The 20002-nt window shown below is 45.7% G+C and carries 12 protein-coding genes; 5 read left to right on the top strand and 7 right to left on the bottom strand.

The features are described from left to right. Position 1 precedes the first annotated feature (1 nt). A complete protein-coding gene (locus L865_RS0106255; protein ID WP_051484476.1) occupies positions 2–1882 on the bottom strand; it encodes a tetratricopeptide repeat-containing diguanylate cyclase in 1881 nt (626 codons plus the stop codon). Positions 1883–2129: 247 nt separating this feature from the next. Continuing rightward, positions 2130–2633 carry a DUF2062 domain-containing protein gene (locus L865_RS0106250; protein WP_028772446.1) on the bottom strand — a complete coding sequence of 168 codons (504 nt, stop codon included), beginning with the start codon at positions 2631–2633 and terminating at the stop codon, positions 2130–2132. Between L865_RS0106250 and L865_RS0106245 the strand changes: the two genes are divergently transcribed. From L865_RS0106245 to L865_RS0106225, 5 genes are all read left to right on the top strand, one after another. Next, complete coding sequence (locus L865_RS0106245) at positions 2563–5091, top strand: DNA internalization-related competence protein ComEC/Rec2 (protein WP_084632478.1); 2529 nt, start codon at positions 2563–2565, stop codon at positions 5089–5091. The two genes, L865_RS0106250 and L865_RS0106245, sit on opposite strands and share 71 nt — an antisense overlap. Before the next feature lie 34 nt (positions 5092–5125). Next, the gene (gene msbA, locus L865_RS0106240) at positions 5126–6943 is read left to right on the top strand and encodes a lipid A export permease/ATP-binding protein MsbA (RefSeq protein ID WP_028772444.1); all 1818 of its coding nucleotides are present in this window, start codon (positions 5126–5128) and stop codon (positions 6941–6943) included. Then, positions 6944–7966 carry a tetraacyldisaccharide 4'-kinase gene (gene lpxK, locus L865_RS0106235; protein ID WP_028772443.1) on the top strand — a complete coding sequence of 341 codons (1023 nt, stop codon included), beginning with the start codon at positions 6944–6946 and terminating at the stop codon, positions 7964–7966. Continuing rightward, positions 7956–8135, top strand: coding sequence for a Trm112 family protein (locus L865_RS0106230; RefSeq protein ID WP_028772442.1), 180 nt, complete (start codon positions 7956–7958; stop codon positions 8133–8135). The genes lpxK and L865_RS0106230 overlap by 11 nt, the downstream gene beginning before the upstream one ends. 193 nt (positions 8136–8328) lie before the next feature. After that, the gene (locus tag L865_RS0106225) at positions 8329–9042 is read left to right on the top strand and encodes a BUD32 family EKC/KEOPS complex subunit (protein ID WP_028772441.1); all 714 of its coding nucleotides are present in this window, start codon (positions 8329–8331) and stop codon (positions 9040–9042) included. A 24-nt stretch (positions 9043–9066) separates the two neighbouring features. Here the strand turns inward: L865_RS0106225 and L865_RS0106220 are convergent, their stop codons facing one another. The 5 genes from L865_RS0106220 to L865_RS0106200 form a co-directional block, all read right to left on the bottom strand. Then, positions 9067–9945: an MBL fold metallo-hydrolase gene (locus L865_RS0106220; protein WP_037470627.1), complete on the bottom strand. Its 879-nt coding sequence runs from the start codon at positions 9943–9945 to the stop codon at positions 9067–9069. 149 nt (positions 9946–10094) lie between these two features. Next, positions 10095–13160, bottom strand: coding sequence for an efflux RND transporter permease subunit (locus L865_RS0106215; RefSeq protein ID WP_028772439.1), 3066 nt, complete (start codon positions 13158–13160; stop codon positions 10095–10097). Continuing rightward, a complete protein-coding gene (locus L865_RS0106210; protein WP_028772438.1) occupies positions 13157–16411 on the bottom strand; it encodes an efflux RND transporter permease subunit in 3255 nt (1084 codons plus the stop codon). Before L865_RS0106210 ends, L865_RS0106215 begins: the two co-directional genes overlap by 4 nt. Before the next feature lie 13 nt (positions 16412–16424). Beyond that, entirely contained in the window at positions 16425–17489 is a 1065-nt protein-coding gene (locus L865_RS0106205) for an efflux RND transporter periplasmic adaptor subunit (RefSeq protein WP_028772437.1), read from the bottom strand. 1027 nt (positions 17490–18516) lie between these two features. Continuing rightward, positions 18517–19803: a citrate synthase gene (locus L865_RS0106200; protein WP_028772436.1), complete on the bottom strand. Its 1287-nt coding sequence runs from the start codon at positions 19801–19803 to the stop codon at positions 18517–18519. Positions 19804–20002: the final 199 nt, after the last annotated feature.

The following is a 20002-nucleotide window of genomic DNA, read 5'->3' as shown; positions in this document are numbered from 1 at the left end:
GCTACAAGGGGGTGTCAGTGTCGGCGACAATGACACAATTACGGCCTTTGTGCTTGGCTTTATACAAGGCGCTGTCAGCCTGATTGATTAACAGAGGTAGGCTATTGCTTGCCTCGGTTAATGTACTCACACCAATACTGACGGTGAATGTAATCGCTTGTTGTTTTAATTGCACCGGTTGGTCTGCAATGGCATGTAGAAGTGATTGCGCCAGAGTCCTTGCCTGTTGTTGGTCAACATTGGGCAGTATAACCAAAAACTCTTCACCACCTATCCTACCCACAGTGCTGTATTTTTGCGTGTTGCACACTTGCTTGGCTCGGGTTGCGGCCGCTTTAATCACTTTATCACCCACATCGTGGCCGTAGGTGTCATTAATGCGTTTGAAATGGTCGATATCGAAAATCAGCAAAGATAACGCCCGCTGTCTTTTCGTTGCTCTGGTAAGTGCTTTCTCGCCCGCTTCCATAGTAAACCGGCGATTAGCTATGCCGGTTAAGTAGTCCGTTTGGGCACTGTGCTTAAAAAAGCGCCGAGATTGGAATAAGAACACGGTGAGAGCCACCAACACTAAACTCATTAAGCCAAATAATGCCGTAGTCAGTTGCGAGATATGCTGTTTATCTTTTTCAGTATTCAATCGTAGTTGATTGATTGATAATTTATTTTCCAACAGCAAATTTTCAAATTCGGCAAGCTGCGCTGCGTGATCTAATGCGCTATAGACCACTTGGTTATCAATTTTGGCTGAGAAAAGTCGTTTTTCTAAATCGTATAACTCATAGAGGGAGATCACCGCGGTTTGCGGGTCGTTATTATTTAACGCAACGATGCTATTAGCGATGAGTTTGTGTTGCTCCGTCTGGCCACTAAACTCGGGGTGAGTTAAATAATGCTGCGCCATTTGCGCAGCTTTGCCGGTTTGCTTAGCTCTTACGTAGGCAATACCGAGTGTGATATAGCTTGCTGCAATAAAGTATCGCTCTTGGGTAAGCGCTTGCTTAGCGATGGCTTGTTCAAGGTACTCAATGGCTAATTGAAAGTCGCCTTGGGCTAGCGCGTTGCGGCCTGCGTTGTAAAGGGCAAAAAATTCAAAATCGGCAAATTGGGGAGACTGCTCCGCCATGGTAAACATTTGCTCTACATGTTGATTGGTCTTACTCCACTGGCCTAATTCGATGGCTTCACCTGTTAGCGAGTGCAGCATATTAAACATATCTTGGCGGTCGTCGACTTCTTCCCACAAGTCATAGGCTTTGTGTAAATTATCGTAGGCACGACTATGTAAACCGTTGCGGCGATAGAGTAAGCCTGTGGCATTAAATATCATTGCTTGTCGATTTGGGGTTAACTGACTTGCCTGCGCCAGTTTCATGGCTTTTTCTAGTCTCTGAATCCCTAAAGAAAAGTTACCCATACGATCAAAGCAAAATGCTGTTTGGGTTAAGGTTTGTGCGAGCAAATCAGCATTGTCTAGTTGCTGGGCATAACTCAGAGCTTGCTCGCGATCTGGACAGAATTGTTGTGGATCATTGGTGAGTTGATAAGTTGCATAAGAGCGTCCAGAGTGACTTTTAACTAATTCTTCAGTCGGTGGCAACAGACCTAAAATATCAATAGCTTTATTATAATAATCAATGGCTTTTTGCATCTGATTGCTCTGGTCATATTCAAACGCCAACCAGAAAAAGTATCGACCTTGATCTGCTTGTGGCCAGACTGTCATCTTGTCACTTGCTTGGTGTAATAGAGTAATTTTTTCATCACTGCTGAGCGTACTTAATTGCTGCTCTAGTTCGTTAATATCGCCTTGAAAACCGGCCACCGAACAAGCAAAAAAGGGCAGTAAAAATAGACTAATTATACTGAGGCGTTTAAGCAAGATGACTCCAGAATTCAATGTTATCGTGAGCATTCACATGCGCTAGCAATGCCGAGTAAAGCGAGCAACACCTGTAATCATTATGTTGCAAAGCTTATCACATGTTAGCCAGCCTCGCCGCTAATAGGACTGAGGATTAACCATTGAATTTTGCGGACAGAAAGTGGATTTGTTTGATGAGTTTCATAAAGCCAGCGATTTATGCTTAATGCCGTGTGAGCCACCGCGATGACTTATTGAATTGTGGCTAATTGCGTGCGCGCCATTTAAACAGAATCGAATACTTCCATAGGTTATGGATAGTGAAGTAGCCGATCACCGCAAAAATAGCACCAAGTACTAAGCAGCCGACGATAAATGGTGGGCCAATGGTAGAGATAGAGGCCTCTATCCATTGCCAACTGGCCTCAAATGCAAACGCTTGTGGTGGATGATTGAGTATTTTCGCCCCTAGCATATAAGCGGCATAAAACATAAACGGCATAGTGATTGGGTTTGTGATCCAAACGAGGGCCACAGCGACGGGTAAATTGCAGTTGAACATTATTGCCAATGCCGCGGCAAGCACCATTTGAAAAGGCATTGGGATCCAAGCAACAAATAGTCCAACAGCAAATGCTTTGGGAGCAGAACGGCGATTCAACGACCAGAGGTTAGGCTTATGTAACAGCTTGCCAAACATGCGCAGATGTTTATGGTTCTGCAATGTTTCTGGTTTTGGCATGAATCTTTCGATGAATTTTTTTGGCATAGCGTCGGATTACAGTCTTAACTTATCTGTTATGAATCGATTTATGTTCGGCTACGTGATAGCCAGTATTTCTTCACTTTTATGGCCAAATCTATTATCTAACTTATGGGCAATGCTTACCTTGTTGATGGCCGTGGTGGTCGTCAAAAGGGCACCCATACTTTCTGGTTGTCTGTTTTCCTTGGGCTGGCTAAGTCTATTTTTTACTCAAATGTTAACTCTACCGTCAACCTCTACTAATGGTGAGATTGTCGTGAGGGCGGAAATCATATCACTAGTTAATCAAAACAGCGACTGGATTAGTATGGATATTCGCCTGTTAGATGCAAAAAATTTGCAACATCCTTCACAAAAAATGCGGGTTTCATGGCAAAAGCCCGACAAGATACAAGTCGGTGAGCAATGGCAGTTTACTCTCAAACCTAAATCAATTACGTCGGTATTGAATCAAGGCGGGTTTAATAGTCAGCGTTACTTTCTTAATCGTCATATAATTGCTAAAGGTCGAGTAATCACCGCGCACAAACTCGGTGAATCTAGCTCGTTACGCCAAGAGTTGCTTGCCTTTGCCCAACCTATATTGAGGACGTTGTCACAAGGCGATTTAATTCAGGCACTGCAATTTGGCGATAAATCAGCTATAGGTAGCGAGCGTTGGCAAGCGCTGCGTTTATCGGGCACCGGCCACTTGGTATCAATTTCAGGTTTGCATTTGACCGTGGTGGCCATGTGGAGCTTTGGCTTGTGCTTTTTGATACTCAAATACCTAAGTATTAGCCATGGCATGAGAAATTGGTTTATCGCCACTGTTGTTATGGTACTGGCTTGCATCGGATATGCTGCGTTGTCGGGCTTTGCACTGCCTACGACTCGGGCGCTGATTATGTTACTGGTGCTCACGATACTTGGCATCATCAAGCGTTATAGTCAGCCCTATGAGCGCTTACTTTGGGCACTGTTTCTGGTGTTACTGGTGGATCCCGCCAGTTTGCTCGGTGCTGGGTTTTGGTTATCTTTTGCAGCGATTAGCATTATATTTTCGATGTACTACTTATTGCCAGCAAGTCATGATGCTGGCCAATTAACCTCATTAAATTCCAGTGATAAAAAACCGCACCATTGGCGTGCAAGGCTCACCGACGCTGCAAAACGTTTATGGGCGATTCAGTGGCGCTTAACTGTCTTAATGAGCGTGCTACAAGGCATTTTATTTGGCGGTGTCGCGCCCTATAGCTTGCTGGTTAATTTACTCTTAGTGCCATACTTTAGTTTAGTTATCATTCCGGCTTGTTTCGCTCTATTAGCCATGACTTTAGTCGTTTTTAGCGGGTCTCGCTTTATAAGCGGTTTGGCTAATGGTGAGCAGGATCTTGCAATGTCCCATTTGGCAAGTCCAGTTGAAGTATCCTTTACCGCCGCTGAGAGTGCAGTTTATTGGCCGGCCAGAGTTATTGATGTGTTCCTCGTGCCAGTTGATTATCTTTATCAACAATTATTAGTGTTACCCGGTGCGTGGTGGAGCATATCTGATGTGCAAAGTGCGGCGCTCATTTTTTGTTTAGTTGGCGTCATTGTCCTTTTTGTTGTCAAAACTTGGCGCTGGCGAACCTTAGCGCTGGCGCTACAGCTCCCTTTAGCAGTAAGCCTATTGATGCCCGTAGTGCCCACTGATAAAAGCGATTGGCAACTGCACATGCTTGATGTGGGCCAAGGGCTAAGCTTAGTGGTGCAATCAGGAAACCGGGCGATTGTGTATGACACTGGCGCGGCTTTCGGGCAGTTCAGCTATGCTGAGCGCAGCCTGTTGCCTTTTTTGGCGGCTCGCGGCATAAGTGAGGTTGATTATCTCATTGTGAGCCATGATGATAATGATCATGCCGGTGGAGTAGAGCAGGTTTATGCGCGCTATCCAGATTTACATTTGATTAGCGACAGTCATGCTAACCGTGACGGTAAAGCAAATCATTGTCGACCCAGTAAGCTGAGCTGGCAACAACTCTCATTGCAGTTTTTGCTGCCAATTGAAAACCGTGCAGGCAATAATGGTTCATGCGTGTTGCTGCTTTCTGATGGCCAGTACACGGTATTGTTTACTGGCGATATTGAGGCCAGTAGTGAGCGGCAATTAATGAAACGCTATCCACATTTAACAGCAGATGTGTTGATTGTTCCTCACCATGGTAGCTTAACCTCATCAACCCCTGAATTTGTTAACCAGATCTCACCACTACTTGCTTTGGTGCCAGCGGGTTATCAAAATCGCTATGGTTTGCCAAAAACTGCCGTCATGGAACGCTATCATGACGTCGATTCGTTGAGCTTTGTTGCCGGAGAACAAGGGCAGGTTAGCGTAAAATTTACTCACTTAGGTATGCAAGTGAAGGCATATCGCTCAGATTTTGCGCCATTTTGGTATAACAGCCTGTTTGAGTTTGGTGAGATTAAGATTAGCGAGTAGAATGTTACCTTTGTTCTTAAGTATAGATTATTAAATGACGACATCTTCTCAAAGTGAAGTTCGCGTAGTATTTCTGCGACTGTTAACTTATTTTGTGCCATTAAAAGGGGTGCTATGTTTGTCGGTATTCGGCTTGATTCTTTATGGACTTGTCGATGCAACATTTATTTATTCAATTAAGCCTTTTATCGATCAAGGTTTCGCCAGCAATATTCCTGATTCAGCGACTGGTGCAGTCAGTGCAGTAGATCTAGGAATGGGCGCTGGCTTTGATTCCGACAACGATGTGTTGCGTATGGCACCATTTGTGGTGGTAGGCTTGTTTACTCTGCGTGGCCTCGCTAACTTCCTGTCTACCTACGGTATTTCCTATATCAGTGCCAGAATGATCATGGATATGCGTCAGCAAGTGTTTGAGCATTATCTACGTTTACCGGTTAGCTACATCGATTCAGAAAGCAGCGGTAATCTGATTTCACGGGTGACTTACGATACCGAGCAGATAGCCAGAGCATCGGGAAGCGCGCTGATTACTATTGTGCGCGATGGTATTACCGTTATTGGTATGCTTGGGGTGATGTTTTATAACTCATGGAAATTGTCGCTGTGCATTTTGATTGTTGGGCCGTTGATCGGTTTAGTTATCGCGGTGGTGAGTCGCAAGTTCCGTAAGGTGTCTAAGCAAATTCAAGCGGCGATGGGTGGCGTCACGTCAGTCACTGAGCAGATGATTAAAGGCCATAAAAATGTGCTGGTGTTTGGTGGTCAAGATACCGAATCTAAGCGCTTTGCTAAGGTCAATGATGACAATCGCTCGCGTACGATGAAACTGGCACTTGCGCAGTCAATCAGTCAGCCGTTAGTGATGGTCATTGGCTCATTTGCGTTGGCGTTTGTGTTATACGCCTCTAGCTTAGACAGCATGAAAGCGGATTTAACCGCAGGTACGTTTGCCACGATTCTGGCGGCAATGTTAGCTATGTTACAACCAATTAAGAGTCTGACTCGCGTTAACGCTGAGTTTCAGCGCGGTATCGCGGCATGTACCACGATTTTTGAACTATTAGATGTACCGGCGGAAACCGATAAAGGTAGCTTTGAAACCGAGCGCGTCAATGGTCACTTAAGCTTCAAACAGGTCGATTTTAGATACAATAATCAAGAGGGCTTAGCATTAGATGGTGTCGATTTTAGTGTCAAACCCGGTGAAACATTAGCGTTAGTGGGGCGCTCAGGTTCGGGTAAATCAACCATTGCGAGCCTTATCACACGCTTTTATTCTGATTTAGAGTCGGGTGATATCACGTTAGATGATGTCAGTTTACGAGACTATAAATTAGCATCACTTCGAAGCCAAGTTGCTTTAGTGTCACAGCAAGTGACGCTAATTAATGACACCATTGCCGCCAATATTGCCTATGCCTACCCAGGTGTAGTAAGCCAAGAGCAGATAGAGCACGCTGCGCAGTTAGCCAATGCGATGGAGTTTATTGAACAATTACCTGAAGGGTTGCAAACCCAAGTGGGTGAAAATGGCGTGATGTTATCAGGCGGCCAACGTCAACGCATTGCCATTGCCCGGGCGATATTAAGAGATGCACCGTTACTGGTGTTAGATGAAGCAACATCGGCTCTGGATACTGAATCTGAAAAAGCCATTCAAGGCGGTTTGGATAATCTACGCCAAAACCGCACATCAATTGTGATTGCGCACCGATTATCGACGATTGAGAATGCTGATCAGATTTTGGTGGTTGACCAAGGTAAGATTATTGAGCGCGGCACCCACGATAGTTTGCTGGCTAAGCAAGGTGTGTACTACAACCTATATCAGATGCAGTTCGGTAGTTAGATGCAGGCGTTTGTCAATCGGTTGTGGTATGGGAAACCCACGGCAGGCACCAGATTATTGTGGCTATTGTTGCTGCCACTGTCGGGCTTGTTTGCCGTTATTACCGCGGTAAGGCGGGGCTTGTTTACCTATAAGATCAAACAAACCACTCGTGTTGATGCACCGGTCATTGTGGTAGGCAATATCACAGTCGGCGGCAGTGGCAAATCGCCTACGGTTGTCTATCTTATTAATCTGCTCCGTCAGCATGGACTCAAACCCGGTGTGATTAGTCGTGGTTATGGCGTGAGCTTTGAGGGTGTGCGGCATGTAACGCCACAATCTGAAGCACAACAGGTGGGTGATGAGCCATTAATGATTGTAAGCCGGACGTCGGTACCTATGGTGATTGGTGCAAGTCGGGTTGCCGCTGCGCAAGCACTAGTCAATGAATATGATATTGATGTGGTTATCAGTGACGATGGTTTACAACATTATGCTTTAGCGAGAGATATTGAACTGGTATTGATAGATGGGCAGCGGCAATTAGGCAATCGGTGTTTAATTCCTGCCGGTCCGTTGCGTGAAGGTGCATGGCGCTTACAACACGTGGATTTTGTGATCAACAATGGCATCGCCACCGCAGTAGGCGAAACCATGAGCTTAGTGACCGAAGCCATTAGGCCGGTTAACCCTATGTATCAAGGGGCAACGCCAGCGCTCAGTGAGGATTGGCATGCCATCGCCGCTATTGGCAATCCGCAGCGATTTTTTGACACCCTATCTCAGGCTGGATTTAACACTCGAAAACAACATGGTTTTGATGATCATCAAATGTTGACTGCCGCAGACATTGAAGCGGTTAGCGATAATGGCTTAGTCATCATGACCGAAAAAGATGCGGTTAAATGTCGCGATTTTGCAAAAGATAACTGGTGGTATTTGCCGGTAAGTGCCAAGCTATCCACCGAATTTGAAACAGCGTTGATGGCCAAGATTCACCATCAACTAGCGCATAAAAAAGGAAACCCGAATGGCGTTTGATAAAAAATTGCTGGATATTATTGCCTGCCCAGTATGTAAGGGTAAGTTAGAATATAACAAAGATAAACAACAGCTTATTTGTAAGGTTGACCGCTTAGCTTATGCGATAAACGATGGTATTCCTGTACTATTAGAAAACAAAGCTGAGCCACTGCAATCTGAAGCGTAATTCAGATTGACGGCAAATACATCGAGCTGGTGAGCTTTACAATAGTGCAAGCTCATCGGCCCGTATATCAGTTTGTTAACCTGCATAGAATCGGTTATTTTCACGCCGTTAAGCCCTCCTGCCATACCGATAACATTGCATTTCCCTTGGTAAATGCGCATAATTCAGCGCTATTTTATCAGGGAGTCGATGCGTGAAGAGTCAATCATTAGCTGATGTTATTGAGCAGCAATTACTTGAACATGCTGGCGAACGTATTGTGAGTTTTGAGCACCAAGGTAAGCGTTATTGGCTGAAACAGGCCGAGAAACTCACCGGAGCAATGCGTTTTTTGAAGCAACAACCTGATATAGCATTGCATAAAGAGATTGCCACTTTGCAATCTTTAGCGGCCAAAGGTGCTGCAGTGCCTCAACTCGTCAGTCACGGCAGCCATTATTTGGTGGTTGCTGATGTGGGCCGCACAGTCACCCAATGGGCATACGATCCGAAAACGCCTAAAGTGCAATTACAGCAAGTGGTTGTCGATTCTGCCATTGCCCTCGCTGAACTTCATCAATTGGGTTTGGCCCATGGCCGGCCTGCACTAAGAGATATTAGCTGGCAGGATGGGCAAGTGGCATTTATCGATTTTGAAGCCAACCAAAGTCAGCAAGATATCCACGACCAACAGGTGCGCGACTTGCTTGTTTATATCCACAGTTTATATCGCTATATCGGCGAACATGAAGATATTGTTGATGCGGCAATTGAAGCGTATCGACAAGCGCAAGGCGAGACTATCTGGCAGGCAGCGCGTGTTAAAATGAAAGCATGGCAGTGGGCGAATTGGATAGTGGCACCGCTTAAAAACATCGGCGGTAAAGATCTACGCCCTATATATTGGTTACTTAAACACTTTAAGTAACCAATATATAGGCGGGCTGGATGATTATTGTGGCGACAGTCCTTTGTGTAGCGTTGCTATCCAACGCTCTTCAGAGATAAAGCGCCAGCCCCAATCTTTCCACTGCTCAGGCATGCCTTTCGCTTGAATATCTTCCAGCGAGCCACCATTAGCAAGTTGACTTTCCATCCAGTTAATTGATGCATCTAACATGTGCTTGAAGCGAATGAGATCATCGCGCGTCGCCAGTGAACCGTGTCCAGGTATCACCACAGTATCGGCATCGATTTTACGAATCACTTTGGCCACATTGTCTCGGTAACCCTTAACGGAACCCCCGGCATCAAGATCGACATAGGGGAAACGATCTTTAAAAAACAGATCACCCATATGAACAATATTCTCTTTTTGCCATAAAACAATGCTATCGCCATCAGTGTGTCCAGCGCCAGCATGCATCAGTGTTAGCACATCGCCATTGGCGTGAATCGAAGTGTCTGTGGAGTAAGTGATTGTTGGCAAACCCACATCTTTATAAGATGGGTTAGCGCTGAGACGCTTCAGCACGTTATTGTGAGCGAAAATCGTCCCCGTTTGGCCGAAGGTATTGTTACCACCAGTATGATCGCCATGATAGTGGGTATTGATGATGTACTTAGGTAATCCTAGTTGGATGTCAGCTAATGTCGCTGAAATCTTACCAGCCAAAGGCGCAAATTGATTGTCGATAATAATGATGCCATCGGGGCCCACTGAGACACCGATATTGCCACCTGCACCGGTGAACATGTAGGCGTTGTCTGATAGCTTAGTCGCTTTGATTTCCACATCAGCATACTTATCTTTTGTCGCGTGACTGTAAAAAGCAGTGCTGGCCAAGGTCATTGCTGCTATTGCCCAAATCTTTGTTTTTATGGTTATCATTGAATTGGTTCCGTTAACATTTTCCTAACGCTTAACTTAACTGCATTTATTCGTAGCTGCAAATAATTACCATTTCTAATGTTTCAGGCATTAAAAAAGCGGCATTTAGCCGCTTCTTTTGTGGTGCAGAATAAGGTTATGTCTGTGGCTTAGTGATGTACCCAAGGTAACAAACGTCTTGATGTTGCATCGGCTTGCGATAGCTTCATGCCCGCTCGGTGACGCATACGGTACAGGCCTTGATAACACAGCGGCACCAAATACAAGCTCGTTAACGTAGAGAAGGTCAGTCCACCGATAATGGCGATCGCCATAGGTGAATATGACGGGCCACCGCCACCAATTTGAGTGTCGCCCATTGCGAGTGGTACAAGACCTAATACTGTGGTCCCCACTGTCATCAACACAGGACGCAACCGAGTGATACATACTTGATGTACCGCTTGGGTTAACTCCGCCAAGTCCGGCGTCTTCTGGTTGATTTGGTCCACTAAAACAATGCCATTATTGACCACTATCCCCATTAAGATCAGTATGCCTATCATCGCCATGACCGACATTGGTGTGCCGGTAACTAGCAGCGCCCAAAATACCCCGGTGATAGAGAACAAGATTGAGGTAATAATAGCAGTAGGCAATAACAGTGACTCAAACAGGGCTGCCATAACGATGTAAATCATTGCAATGGCCAGCAGCATATTGGTCACCATGATGGCTTGGTCTTCATCTTGACGCTGGAAACCACCGCGCAGTGAATAGTCATACCCTGGTGGGAATTCAATCGCGTCCATCACTAGGCTTATTTGCTTTTGTGCTTCTTCGGTCGTGATTTCGTCCAAGTTAGCCCCAATAGATAATGCTGTTTGGCGATCATAGTGTCGTATGGTGTCAAATCTAGGCTGAATTGCGACAGTCGCTAGGCTTTCTAAGGTATAGACGCGATTTTCTAGTCGCACTATGGGCAGTTGCTTTAAACGTTCCAGCGAATCACGCCATTGACGGTCATAAGCAAGCTCAATTCGTAGCTCGCCGCTGGGATCATGTCTAAATGAGCGTAATTGACTGCCTCGTAATGCCATTGAGATAGCTGACGCCACTTCATTGAGTTTTAAGTCAAGCCTGGCTGCCATTTGACGGTCAATTTGAATCACTACCTCTTGCTGAGCACCGTTAAGCTCAGAGCGCACATCAGCGAGCCCTTCAATATCACTTAATAGTGGCAGCACTTGCTCGCTCAAGCTGATAAGTTCAGCAGTTGAGCGACCCGTTAAGGTGACCCGAATACCGTTGTTTTCGCTGCCCCAACCAAACTGCGGTTTAGCGATTGCAAACTTAGGAAATCCCTCACGAATGGTGCGTTTGAGCTCATTGATATTGACATCGGTATCTTCATGCAAAATTAACGTCGACTGTCCTCGGTCTGGAGAGTAAAAGCTATATACCGATTCAATGTGAAACGCTTCTTGATTAGCGTAGAGGTAATCTTCCATGCGATTAATCATCGCTTCGGTGACCTCTAGGCTATGACGTCCCTCAACTTGATAGTTAATAAACAAGCGGTTATTGCTGGCACCATCTTGCTGGTCCTGCTGGACCATACTTAAGGGAAGGGCGGTCGATACCAACATTAAAATGGCAATCACTCCAGAGATTTTAGGATGGGTAAGCACCCAGTTGAGCGATTGCTGATAGTAATGTTGCAATTTGCCCGTGTGGTTTTGCTTGTCTAAGTCAAAATCCATCCGGCTTAGCATTAACGGGATTAAGGTTTTCGCTACCAGCAGGGAGGCGGCCAGAGAAATACAGATAGAAATGGCCACGTGCTCAAGGAAGATGGTCATTTCAACTTTCACACCAAAGATATTGGGCAAAAACACGATAGCGGTTGTGAGCGTGCCGGCTAATACCGCTAATGCGACTTTGTTAACCCCTTTTAGCACTGCGCTTTGGTTGTCGGCAAGAGATTGCTTATCGACGTTTTGTTGCTGTTTTTGCTGCAGTACGCTCTCACACACCACCACCGCATTATCAATCAGCATACCCACGGCAAGCAGCAAGCCCATCATTGAAAGAATGTTGAGACTATAGCCTAGTAGGCACATGGCGGCCAGCGTCATACCAATTGCAATTGGTACTGAAGATACCACCACTAAGGTCATTTTTAGGTTGCGAATGAACAAGTACAAAACCGCAATGGACAACAGGGCACCGATCAATCCTGCGGTGAGCAGATCGGTCAAAGAAGACTTAACCCCGTAAGCTTGATCTTCCATGACATACAATTTAATGCCATTAAACTGCTTGTCCTCTTTCGCAGCTTCAATCACTTTTAGCACGCGCTCTGACACATCGACAAGATTGGCACCTGATTCTTTAAATACATCCAATCCCACGGCGTAGTTTTGATCTAAGTGACGACCTTCAAAACGCTCTGGCAGGGCAAAATTAACACTGGCGATGTCGCCTAAGCGAATGCCAGGCGCGAGCACCACTTGAGCTATCTGATCTAAATCGAGGAATTCGCCTTTAGGAGAGACTTGCAATACTTGATTAGCAGACCGCAGTGAGCCAGCACTAATCACAAAGTTCTCTTGACCTAAACGGCGCTGCAGGGTTTGCACGCTAATGCCGCTTGCACTGAGCTTGTCTGCATTAATCCTGATTTCTATCTGCTTTTGTTCAACACCGTACAGCGCAACTTGCGAGACCCCTTCCACGCGCTCTAATGGTTGCTTTAACTGCTTATCGAGCAGGTCAAAGGCGCCGGATAGTTCACGCTCGCTGGATATTCGAATGGTGAGCACGGGCATATCGGCGGTTGAGAACTGACGAATGAACACTCGCTCAACATCTTTCGGTAGCAAGTGGCGCACCGCATCGATTTTCTCCCGCGCTTCTAAGCTTTTAGTGGCGACATTTTGTCCCCACTTCATGCGCAGCTCAATTTCGGCGCCATTTTGTGAAGAACGGCTGCGTAGCTCATCAATGCCGCCCATGGTTGCTAACGACTCTTCCAACACATTAGTGATATCACGTTCAACTTCTGCAGGCGTTGAGCCGGAATAGGGCACCTCAATGAATACCTGTGGAATATCAATACCAGGGAACATCTCCAATGGCAGTAGACGACTCGATGCCATGCCAAACAGCAAGATGGCAACAAAAAACATGCTTGTGGTGACCGGTCGCTTTAAAGCTTGACGGGTTATATTCATACTAACGCCTCCTTGCTAGTCGATGCTGGCTGAGGGTCGGTGTCGAATTGTTTGCGATCAAACAGCGCGTAGAGCACAGGAATCACCACCAGTGTCAACAAGGTTGCCAAGGTGAGACCGAAAATTACGGTAATTGCCATGGGGGCGCGCACTTCGCTACCATCTCCTAGACCCAGCGCCATAGGCGCCAAGCCCAACGCCGTGGTCATGGTGGTCATAATAATCGGACGTAAGCGCGACTTAGCCGCTTGTTCTACCGCGAGCAGTTTCTCAACCCCTTGCTGGCGCAATTGGTTAATACGATCGACAAGCACAATGGCATTGTTGACCACAATACCCGCCAGCATGATAAGACCGATGAACACCACCACACTCAAATGGGTTTGGGTGATATACAGCCCTAAAATACTGCCACCTACAGCCATCGGCACCGCAATCAAAATCAATAATGGGTGCAACAGTGACTCAAATTGGCTAGCCATCACTAAGTAAACCAGAAAAACGGCTAACACTAGGGCTATTTGTAGTGACTGGAATGAATGTTCCATCTCTTCATTTTGGCCACCAAATCGTACCTGAATAGAGCTAGGTATCGTTTGCATATTAAGGATTTGACGCGCCTCTTTAACCGCCTCATTGAGATCGCCATAGGCAAGATTGGCCGACACAATAGCTACGCGCTGCTGGCTAATGCGGTTAATGGCAGATGGGCCTAGGTCGAGCGAAATATCAGCCACTGCGCTTAGTGGAATAGGCTGGCTGCTATTGGGGTTAATGATCATCGAATCTATGTCGCTTATTTGATCGCGCTCTTGTACTTCGCTGCGCACCAAAATATCGATTTTACGATCCCTAACCGTATATTGACTGGCAATTGTGCCACCAATTCGCTGCGCGATACGGTTAGCAACGGTCGGCGCATCCATGCCTAACGCTGCAAGTCTGGCATGGTCAAACTGAATGCTGAGCTCTGGCTGACCATCACGCAAACTGGTATTGATGTCTGCAAAGCGCTCTGAATCAGACAGGGCATTCACCAAATCGTCAGCCGTTTGCTTCAGTAAAGGTAGATCGTAACCTGTCACTTCAATTTCAAGCGGTGTCTTGAAGCTAAATAACTCTGGGTGCTGAATTTTGGCTTCTAGCTCAGGTATACGCATCGCGGTAGTACGCAGTACTTCAGTAACAGCGTTAAAGGCTTGATGGTCTGCCAGTACAACCTGCAAGCGACCCCAGTTTTCACCACCGCGCGAGGTATCAGAGGTCATTAGCCCACCGCTACCCGCTTGGCTGTATGCGTGCTTAACATCTTCCCGGTCTTTGATGGATAAGGCTAAGGTTTGCAATACACGGTCAGTTTCGCTGACTTGGGTACCTGGTGGCAGTAGAACTTCCATGTAAAACTCACCTTGGTTCATCGGTGGAATAAGCTCCATGCCCAGACGCGGCACTAAGCTGCCCGCACCAGCCGTGATGGCTACTGCAATCGCTATCGTGGTGACTTTGTGACGTAACGCTTGGCTAAGTAGGCCGTGATATAGTTTTTCTAATAGCTGGTAACTCCAGTTAAATGCCGCGGTAATTGGGCGCATGATCATACCCGCAGCCCAAGCAATGGTTCGGCCAATCATCAAACCCACTGTGAGTAATAACGACGGGAGATAGCTAAACAATACGATAAACGGGAAAGAAAACACTGTGGCACTGTAATGTTTAATCTTGGCCATTTTGCCAACCGGCTTCGGTTTTGGCTCAGGTTTAATTAGCTGTGGTAGTGCCTTAAAGCCTTCTCTGGAGGCCAACATAGGTATGGTGGTTAATGCGACAAATAGTGAAGCTAAAAGTGCAAAGGTGACCGTCAAGGCTTGGTCTGAAAACAACGCACCGGCGACACCATCGACAAAAACCAACGGAATGAATACCGCTAAGGTCGTCAATGTTGATGCGAAAATAGCGCCAGCCACTTCTTTGGTACCCGTAACGGCTGCTTCTAGCTTGTTCATGCCAGCTTTTTTACAGCGGTCGATATTTTCCAGCACCACAATGGCATTATCAACCAACAGACCCACTGCGAGTGCGATACCGCCTAGTGACATGATATTTAAACTGATGCCAGCAAAATACATCATGTTGAAAGTGGCGATAACAGAAAACGGAATCGATATCGAGATGATCAGCGTTGGAATAATATCTCGCAAAAATAGATAGATAACTAACATAGCCAGTAAGCTACCGATCAATGCGGCTGAGGTGACCTCTTTTACAGCACTTTCAATAAATTCCGATTGGTCATAAATGACTTCAAGTTGCGCTTTTTCGCTTTTGGCATTGAGATTAGCCAGTTCTGCGGTGACTTTGCGGGCTACTGCGACCGTATTAGCATCGCCTTCTTTATAGATGGCTAGCTCAATCGACTCTTGCGAGCCAATACGGGTAATATCATTGCGCTCTTTATGGGCGTCAGTGATGGTAGCAACCTCGAATAAGCGCACTAAGGTTTGATCATCACGATAGATGATGATTTGTCCTAACTCATCTAAAGAGTTGAATTGATTGAGTGTCCTAACTAAGTACTCTCTATCACCCTGAACAACTTTACCCGCTGACAGGTTAATATTTTCTTCTGCAATACGATTGCGGATGTTTTCTGCGTTTAGGTTGAGTTGACTCAGCTTGTTTTGATTGAGCTGAATATGAACTTCCCGCTCTAGACCACCGGATAGACGGACGGCGGCCACGCCAGTGAGCGATTCAAGATTGCGCTTTAACTCTTCCTCTGCATAGGTTCGCATCTGTTTTAATTCAGCGCTAGAAGCATCAGGTACTGACAAAGCTAAACGTACAATCGGGTCAAGATTAGGATTAAAGCGTAATAGCAGGGGCTTTTTTACATCCAAAGGGAGTTCGATGGTGTCGAGTTTTTCTCGTACATCAAGGCTCGCCATGTCCATTTCAGTGCCCCATTCAAACTCAAGCACAACATCTGACATACCAGAGCGGGAAATGGAGCTAATTTTACGCAAGCCTTTGACGATACCGACCGCTTCCTCTATTGGCTTTGACACCAATTGTTCTACCTCAACGGGCGCAGCGCCGATGTATTGAGTACGGATAGTAATGGTTGGATAGCTGAGATCGGGCAGTAGCTTAACTGCCAGACGGCTAAAGCCAACCATACCGAATAAAATGATGGCTAACATAAACATCCACACCGAAATGGGACGTTTCACAGATGTGTTTATGATTGACATTAGCGACTCCCTGCTATTGTTTAGCTGTAGCGATTTGGCTGCCGCCAATCACCTCAACTAACGATTGATCCTTCAAGTTTTGCTGACCGCGAACCACTATTTGTTCACCAGCGTTAATACCTGATACCACTTCAACCGTTTCTGCTTCACGGTAACCTAAGGTTACTTCGCGTCTGGCGGCGTTTTCGCCCTCTACGACATACAGCGCGTATTGGTTATCTTGGTTAATAACCGCATTGTACGGCACGGTGATCACATCGCTGTGGGTGTCATAGCGCAGCTCGACTCGGGTGAACATACCCGCTTTTAATTTTGCTTGCTCATTGGGTACAGAAAGCGTGACCTTAAAGGTGCCGCTGTTCGCATCTACTACTGGGCTGACACGCAGCACTTTAGCGTGAACCACCTGATCGGTATGCTTGTTGGCAAAAAGCTGCGCGTCTTGTCCAAGGCGCAAACTAGAAAGTTGAGCTTCGGGTAGATGAACAATTCCGTAGAGCTCATCTTGATTAACAACATAAAATAGTTGCTCAAACTCTTTGGCCATATTGCCCGCTTTAACAAACCGAGTCGCCACGACGCCATCGATGGGGGAGCGCACCATACTTTCTTCAACATGTAGTGCTGCTAAATCGCGTTTGGCAATTGCCGCTTGTAGGTTGTATTCAAGTTTGGCCATGCTGTCGGCACTGATAAACTCTTTGTTGCTCATTTTTTTCAAGCGATTTAATTCTTGCTCGATGATTTCAACTTCTGCTTGCGAGCGTGCTAAATCATATTTCTGACGTTTAGCATCAATAACCGCTAATAATTGTCCTTTGCTAACTCGATCGCCTTCTTCAACATTAAGGTTTTCAATTAAACCGGCGATACGAGTCACAACGTGTGCTTCTTGTGGGGCTTCTAAGGTGGCGGTGGTGCTATAGAAAGATGAAACATCACCTTGTATGACGGTAGTGGTTTCTACTGGGATAGCGTACTTCTCTTCCTCTTTAACCTGTTCTTCATTACCACAAGCGCTTAATACAGAGATGAGCAGAAGGGGGAGAGCGATTTTAAATTTAGCCGCAGTGTCCATGTGATCTTACCTTAATTATATTAGTCCAGTGACTAGAGATAAGCATGATGCGTGCCATGTTTTTAAAGTTAACTTTTACAAGGGTTTAGGTGTTCATACCAACATTGGGAATGTTAATTTTTCACTAAATGTAGTGAAAATGTATAAATTGTGAGGATTTTAACAATGTAAACTCAACGCGATGGGTTGCGGATAAAATGAATCCACTGCACGGCTAAAATGTGGCATCAGTCGAGTAGAGTAATATCGCTATAATTAGCCACTAATACCAATCAGTATAAACATTTAGTCACTCAGCGAGAATTTAGCGGTTCTGAGGTAAGGTCCTTAAATGCTCCTGCATTAATGACATTCACCACATCCATGTGGTTTGCAACGAGTGAAGAGCATAGTTATTCTACGGTTAAGCTCGTTAACACAGCATCAGAATCGCTAAAACTCGCCATTCTGGCGCGTTTTAGGCTGCCTACTTCTGCGTTGAATAATTTCACAAGGGAACAACCATTGTTTCAATCATTCGCCTTGAATTAGTTTGCCCAAAGCGCGCTGAGTAGATCAAATTCTTATACTGATTGGTATAACTAGTACAATCGGCATCGCTAATAATTGTCTGCCTGCAATTGCCAGTCAGCGAAGAGAACAGCGTAAAACATTGCAACTGTGTCGCTGTTGATCAGCATGACTTATTGAGGTTTATGCGCGAGCAAGAAAAACAGGCAGAGTTTGGGTGATATTTGAGCATTTAGTCTAAAGCGGCAGCGCCAATGGTAAAAATTATTTACCTTTTAGTTGTACGTTTCATCTCATGTTTTACCGCACGAGCTATAGCATGAGTTGTCGTAATAATTTGTAGCATGGAACTAAACTGCGACTAGCGAATTAGGCGATTGCCAAACTGTTCATAGGCGATTGCCAAACTGTTCATTATCGGCATATTGATGGCGTTTAACTGCCAATAAAAAAGGCACCCGAGGGTGCCTTTATGTCGACTCGATAGCTTGGCTACTCAGCCGTTATAAGCAATTGATTAGCGCTTATCTAGTGGTACAAAACTGCGGTCGTCAGCACCAGTGTATAGCTGGCGTGGACGGCTAATTTTGTGACCAGGTTGGTCTAGCATCTCTTTCCAGTGTGCAATCCAGCCGACAGTACGAGCTAGTGCAAATAGCACTGTGAACATACTAGTTGGAATGCCAATCGCTTTCATGATGATACCTGAGTAGAAGTCGACGTTTGGATAAAGTTTCTTAGACACAAAGTACTCATCTTCAAGTGCAATGCGCTCAAGTTCCATCGCCACATCTAACAGTGGATCATTCACTTTGAGCTCACTCAGTACTTCATGACACGTTTCACGCATCACTTTAGCACGAGGGTCGAAGTTCTTATAAACACGGTGTCCAAAGCCCATTAGACGGAATGGATCTTCTTTATCTTTTGCACGTGCAATGAACTCAGGAATACGATCGACACTGCCAATCTCTTCAAGCATGTTCAAACAAGCTTCGTTAGCACCACCGTGAGCAGGGCCCCATAGTGACGCGATACCCGCTGCAATACATGCAAATGGGTTAGCACCAGAAGAACCTGATAAACGTACGGTAGAAGTTGATGCGTTTTGTTCGTGATCAGCATGCAAGATGAAGATACGATCCATGGCGCGCTCAACGATTGGATTTACTTTGTACTCTTCACAAGGCACTGCAAACATCATGCTTAGGAAGTTACCCGCGTAGCTTAAGTCGTTACGTGGATAAACAAATGGCTGGCCAATTGAGTACTTGTAGCACATAGCTGCAATAGTCGGCATTTTAGACACTAAGCGGAATGCTGCAATTTCGCGGTGACGCTCATCATTAACATCTAGCGAGTCTTGATAGAACGCTGAAAGTGCACCAGTCACACCACATAGCATGGCCATTGGGTGAGCGTCACGGCGGAAACCTTTGAAGAAGGTTGCTAGCTGTTCGTTCACCATAGTGTGAGTTTTTACGGTGTGTACGAACTCGTCGTACTGTGCCTTGTTTGGCAACTCTCCGTAAAGCAGTAGATAACAAAGATCTAAGTAATCAGATTCAACAGCTAGTTCACCGATAGGGTAACCGCGGTGGGTAAGAATACCTTGGGCGCCATCAATGTAGGTGATTGCAGATTCGCAAGAAGCTGTCGCTAAAAATCCTGGGTCAAAGGTAAAGTGACCTTTGCTACCGAGTTTACTGATGTCAATGACATCAAATCCTGCCGTTCCCTTTTTGATAGGCAGATCAATCGAGTCGTTCCCTGGCAGTTCCAATTTGGCTATATTATCAGCCATACCCCGTTCTCCTTACTTCATTCTTATGTGAGTGCGGCTTATCAAACGCCCATACTTTACAGTGAATCTAGATCACATTTCAATTTAAATAACCGTTTAAATTCCTTAGACCATGGTCTTAAATTGACCAAACCCCTTGCCAGAACAGCATGTTGGCAGATTTTTTTACCAAAAAAACAAAATTTGCATAATGTGATGT

This window comes from Shewanella waksmanii ATCC BAA-643 (assembly GCF_000518805.1).
Classification (GTDB): Bacteria; Pseudomonadota; Gammaproteobacteria; order Enterobacterales; family Shewanellaceae; genus Shewanella; species Shewanella waksmanii.
This window is presented reverse-complemented; position numbering and strand designations above follow the sequence as displayed.

What these genes read in the sequence shown, in the direction of transcription:
- L865_RS0106230 (WP_028772442.1), top strand. Translation starts at nt 7,956, where the DNA reads ATGGCGTTTGATAAAAAATTGCTGGATATTATTGCCTGCCCAGTATGT.
- lpxK (WP_028772443.1), top strand. Translation starts at nt 6,944, where the DNA reads ATGCAGGCGTTTGTCAATCGGTTGTGGTATGGGAAACCCACGGCAGGC.
- L865_RS0106220 (WP_037470627.1), bottom strand. Translation starts at nt 9,945, where the DNA reads ATGATAACCATAAAAACAAAGATTTGGGCAATAGCAGCAATGACCTTG.
- msbA (WP_028772444.1), top strand. Translation starts at nt 5,126, where the DNA reads ATGACGACATCTTCTCAAAGTGAAGTTCGCGTAGTATTTCTGCGACTG.
- L865_RS0106215 (WP_028772439.1), bottom strand. Translation starts at nt 13,160, where the DNA reads ATGAATATAACCCGTCAAGCTTTAAAGCGACCGGTCACCACAAGCATG.
- L865_RS0106250 (WP_028772446.1), bottom strand. Translation starts at nt 2,633, where the DNA reads ATGCCAAAAAAATTCATCGAAAGATTCATGCCAAAACCAGAAACATTG.
- L865_RS0106205 (WP_028772437.1), bottom strand. Translation starts at nt 17,489, where the DNA reads ATGGACACTGCGGCTAAATTTAAAATCGCTCTCCCCCTTCTGCTCATC.
- L865_RS0106245 (WP_084632478.1), top strand. Translation starts at nt 2,563, where the DNA reads ATGCGCAGATGTTTATGGTTCTGCAATGTTTCTGGTTTTGGCATGAAT.
- L865_RS0106200 (WP_028772436.1), bottom strand. Translation starts at nt 19,803, where the DNA reads ATGGCTGATAATATAGCCAAATTGGAACTGCCAGGGAACGACTCGATT.
- L865_RS0106210 (WP_028772438.1), bottom strand. Translation starts at nt 16,411, where the DNA reads ATGTCAATCATAAACACATCTGTGAAACGTCCCATTTCGGTGTGGATG.